This is a genomic window from Allobaileyella intestinalis (assembly GCF_009695865.1).
Taxonomy (GTDB): Bacteria; Bacillota; Clostridia; order Peptostreptococcales; family Anaerovoracaceae; genus Allobaileyella; species Allobaileyella intestinalis.
The window spans coordinates 1-3,338 of record NZ_VUNB01000008.1 but is presented as its reverse complement, the minus strand read 5'-3'; the positions used below and the strand labels follow the sequence as shown (position 1 = coordinate 3,338).

6 protein-coding genes are annotated in these 3,338 nt (G+C 34.1%); all 6 read right to left on the bottom strand.

Features of this window, described 5'->3' with window-relative positions:
• Nucleotides 1–83: HPr family phosphocarrier protein (locus FYJ66_RS09040; RefSeq protein ID WP_206157049.1), on the bottom strand; the 83-nt coding region annotated here is incomplete at its 3' end.
• Nucleotides 84–294: 211 nt separating this feature from the next.
• Complete coding sequence (locus tag FYJ66_RS09035; RefSeq protein WP_338071216.1) at nt 295–1,218, bottom strand: IS3 family transposase; 924 nt, start codon at nt 1,216–1,218, stop codon at nt 295–297.
• Nucleotides 1,185–1,481, bottom strand: coding sequence for a transposase (locus tag FYJ66_RS09030; protein ID WP_118116850.1), 297 nt, complete (start codon nt 1,479–1,481; stop codon nt 1,185–1,187). The genes FYJ66_RS09035 and FYJ66_RS09030 overlap by 34 nt, the downstream gene beginning before the upstream one ends.
• 94 nt (nt 1,482–1,575) lie before the next feature.
• Nucleotides 1,576–2,076: an IS3 family transposase gene (locus FYJ66_RS09025; protein ID WP_154573172.1), complete on the bottom strand. Its 501-nt coding sequence runs from the start codon at nt 2,074–2,076 to the stop codon at nt 1,576–1,578.
• 65 nt (nt 2,077–2,141) lie between these two features.
• Nucleotides 2,142–2,435, bottom strand: coding sequence for a transposase (locus FYJ66_RS09020; RefSeq protein ID WP_154573171.1), 294 nt, complete (start codon nt 2,433–2,435; stop codon nt 2,142–2,144).
• A 174-nt stretch (nt 2,436–2,609) separates the two neighbouring features.
• Nucleotides 2,610–2,855: a hypothetical protein gene (locus tag FYJ66_RS09015; RefSeq protein WP_154573170.1), complete on the bottom strand. Its 246-nt coding sequence runs from the start codon at nt 2,853–2,855 to the stop codon at nt 2,610–2,612.
• Nucleotides 2,856–3,338 lie beyond the last annotated feature (483 nt).

Genomic DNA, 3,338 nt, shown 5'->3' with positions numbered 1-3,338 from the left:
TTACTAGCAGCGTTAACAGCTACAGTTGCTGGACGTGCGTGAAGACCTACTGGATCTACTACAGTTACAGTTACTTGTTTCATAATTATCCTCCTAAATCAAATCTAAATGTATTTTATGACATTTTGCCAAAGAAAACAATACCTAAACGAATTTTTCTGATTCCGCTTCCATTATCGGTATATTTAAACCTTGTAACATTTGTGCAAAGACACCACTGCCAGTTACTAGATTATCTGTAAAAGTCCCATTGGTACTATGTCAAGATTTAAGACAACTTAAATATCTGTTTTTTTAATGTTTATGTTTCAAATATTGTTTTTCAAAATTTTGTGGAGATTCATATTCACAATGTGAGTGAATTCGTGTTGTATTATAAAATCCTTCTATATATTCAAATACGATTTTATATGCTCCATAATAATTATCAATTTTATAAAATTGTAGCCATTCTCTTTTTATCAAGGCATGAAAAGATTCAATGCACGCATTGTCCCATGGAGTTCCTTTCCATGAATAGCTAGTAACCATACCTTTAGTTAATCGCTGGTATAATTCTGATGTATACTGTACTCCGCGGTCACTTTGGATCACAATAGGATGATCAGTTTCACGTCTTTCTTTAGCTTTTATTAAGCATTCTAACACCTTGTCCGCATCCATTGTTCGCGTTAATACCCATGCTATAATTCTTCTTGAAAATAAATCCATTACACTTGTTAAATATACAAATCCATCTTCTCTTGTCCATATATAAGTTATATCTGTACACCATACGGTATTTGGTTTTGTTGGATTAAAATGCCTATTTAATAGGTTCTGCATCTTAGACGAATAATCTTCACTTACAGTTGTTTTTGTGTAATGTCGTACATAACGGGCTTTTATTCCCATACCATGCATTAAATTATATACATGTTTCTGACTGACGTTTTCGCCATTTTTATTTAGTAATACTGTTATTTTTGGTGATCCGTATATACCATAAGATCCTTCATGTATTTTCTTGATTTCTTTTTGAAGATGCTCATTTCTTATTTGTGTCTGAGTAGGTAGATTTTCATTCTTTTTATAGCTATAGAAACCTGAACGACTAACCCCAATTGTTTTTAGCACACTGGCTCCGGAAATAGTTTGATCTTTTTTCTTTTGTTGATCAACCGCTTCGTAGATTTCACGGGGCTTTACTTGCCCAGTATGCCAATAGCTTTTTTTAATACTTCTAACGCGTCCTTTGTGTCTTTTAGTTCCTTTTTCAATTTGGCGATTTCTTTAGCTTCATCACTTGCATAATTACCGCTGCCTCTAACAATAACTTGATTGTCATTGCTGCGATATTGTTTCATCCACCCAGCAATCGTTGTAGGATGAACACCGAATTTATTTCCAAGTGCAGTGTATTTTTCTTCTGGATGTTCTAAAACATAATTAATAACATTTTCTTTAAATTCTTGGTCATAGGCTTTACTGTTTCTTGACATTTTTTATACTCCTTTGTTATTGTCTTGACATTGTACCATATGCACAAGAATCTACAATATCCAGGACAGTCATGTTCAATATCTCATTCTATTTTTAATGTGATTGGTTCCTTATCAAATCAAATTCGAGATGTTTTACCTGTCCTATAAATATACTAGCATCAGTCCATGCAATTATTTTTCTTGAATATAGATCCATTACACTTGTAAGGTATACAAATCCTTCCAAGGTAAATATATACGTTATATCTGTACACCATGCCTCATTTGGCTTGCTTGGCGAAAAGTCTCTTTTTAAAATGTTATGCAGCTTTGTTGAAAAATCACTATCAAAGGTTGTTTTTACATATGGTTTAATGTAACAAGCTTTGATACCCATTTCTCGCATATATACACCTACAGTTCTTTGTGATATTTTTTCGCCTTTCTTTTGCATCTCTTTCGCTATCTTTGGTGCACCATAAATTTGATGATTATCATCATATATAGTTTGAATCGCTTGCATTCTCTCTTTCTTAGATATAGATTGCTTGCTTGGTTTTCGATGCAGATAATTGTAATATCCTGATTTTGACAAATGTAGCTTACTTAGCACTCCAGTCACCGAAAAGTCTTTGTCGACCTTAGACTCTTCAGAAACAAGACAGTACAGAACTTGTGTTATTCTCCCAGAATGCTGATGGCTTTTTTTAGAATTTCAAGAGCATCTTGCGTATCCTTTAATTCACGTTTTAAACGTCTGTTTTCAAGCTCAGCCTCTGTTAGATTCCCTGAACCTTTAAATGTTGCCTGGTTGTTATTGGCTTTAGCTTCTTGCTTCCACCTGTATAAAGTACTATCTCCAATACCTAAATTTTTAGCACATTCTTTACGACTTAGTTCTGGATGTGTTAAACAATAATTGACTGCATTTTGTTTAAATTCTTGATCAAACTGTTTCTTTTTATTTGCCATTTTCTTTTGCCTTCCTTTGTCTTTGAATCATCCTCTTTCTATTGTACCACTGGCGTAAATTTTCTCTTTTTGACTAGTCCTATTTATATGCTAACATCACTATTTTTAAAGTCATTCTAGAAATCTCAAAGATTTGTTCTAGTGTCTAAATGTTCTTCACACATATAACTACACCTAAGCTTTCATCAATAGCCTTTCAATCGACTCTTCACTTACCGAGAAGATCGATGCGATACTTGAAATACTGAATCCTTTGTCTACCATTGTTTGATACATTTCAAGTTCTTTTTTCTCACTGCCTTGTTCGATTCCTTTTTTTATTCCTTCAGCTTCCCATTCCTTTGACTTTACTTCCAGCCATCTCTTTTCAGCTTCACACATTTCAATTTCCTCCTTTTCCTCTAATTCTTCTAAATCCAACCATTCTACATCCGTTAATGTCTTGACGACTTTTAACACACTGCTTTTCACAAGTCCAAAATGATTACTCGTTCCTTCATAAATAGACTGATCATAAATACTTCAACATATGTAGAATAGATTATACACGTCTTCTTCATTAAAATTATATGAAGTATTTCCTGTGATTTCAATCAGATTCATTTTGTAGTCATGGAAATAGGATTCAAATCTTTCATCCACCTCGACTAGCTCAGAAAGCTGTCTTGCTGCATTCCAAGGCCTTTCGCAGGGATATAATACTAGAAGTTGCACCATTGGGTGTTTTTCTTTCGACGGAGTCTTCTTTGGAGGTTTTAACATTCGCGAAGTCGCTGACTAGTCATATACGGCCGCTCGGACAACCATGGAAAGATCCACATAACTTTGATTCTCAATAATGAAGGCACTATAAAGAGGGAAAGCAGTGTAAGGAAGAATCACATCCACAGGAGGGTCTAGATC

Excerpts from the sequence above, each read along its gene's own strand:
- FYJ66_RS09030 (WP_118116850.1), bottom strand. The coding sequence starts at position 1,481 with ATGTCAAGAAACAGTAAAGCCTATGACCAAGAATTTAAAGAAAATGTT.
- FYJ66_RS09020 (WP_154573171.1), bottom strand. The coding sequence starts at position 2,435 with ATGGCAAATAAAAAGAAACAGTTTGATCAAGAATTTAAACAAAATGCA.